1 protein-coding gene is annotated in these 779 nt (G+C 44.2%); it reads left to right on the top strand.

Going from position 1 to position 779, the window contains the following annotated elements; translation table 11 throughout:
- Positions 1-238: 238 nt before the first annotated feature.
- On the top strand, positions 239-779 hold a 541-nt coding region (locus ACK8OT_RS19230), incomplete at its 3' end, for an IS110 family transposase (protein WP_410198125.1).

Genomic DNA, 779 nt, shown 5'->3' with positions numbered 1-779 from the left:
GCTCCTTGTATGTTGTAACCAAACATATTTACTATTAAATCAGTTCCGGGGAAGCCGCCCGCTCCTTGAAGCAGAATCTATTCTGACTTCGTTTGTAGAGGGGCTCCCCACCTCATTGTTCAGCTCGAAGAGTATCATGAAGCTAGTACTAGACTTCGCATCACAAGGTCGAGCGACATTAAGTGCGAGGTTGGGGAACCGGAAATAGTTTATCTCATTTTAAGTTTGGAGTCTGCTTGTGAAAATTGTTGCTGGTATTGATGTTAGTGCTAAATCCTTTGATTTATCTATTCGTAGCCAAGGGAAATCTGGTAAGGCACAATCGTTCAAGCAAGAGCATTCAGACTTTGAAAGAGTTGAAAAAATACTGCGTAAGAACAAGGTTGAGTTGGTGGTGATGGAAGCCACTGGGATATATTACTTGGACCTCGCTGTGCACTTAGTGAACGCGGGTCTCAACATAGCAGTTATTAACCCGCTTAGTGCTAAACGCTTTGCAGAACTCAAGCTATCACAGGTTAAGACGGATGCCGCGGATGCAGCCTTGCTCGCTGAATACGCCCAGGTTATGAATCCGCCTATTTGGATCCCCCCTAAGCCAGAGTACATGGCGCTGAAAGACATTGGTCGACAAATTAACCGACTGACCAAAGATAAAGTAAAAGCGAAAAATCGCTTACATGCACTACAGTCAAAAACGAGCCCGCTCATCTTAATAGAAGACTTGAGAGACAGTATCGAGGTTTATGAAAAACGTATTGTAAGATTGACGCAAGCCG

Source organism: Motilimonas thetidivivens, assembly GCF_046452435.1.
Taxonomy (GTDB): domain Bacteria; phylum Pseudomonadota; class Gammaproteobacteria; order Enterobacterales; family CBDFNC01; genus Motilimonas.
The sequence above is the reverse complement of the archived record's forward strand: the minus strand, read 5'-3'. Positions and strand labels throughout refer to the sequence as shown.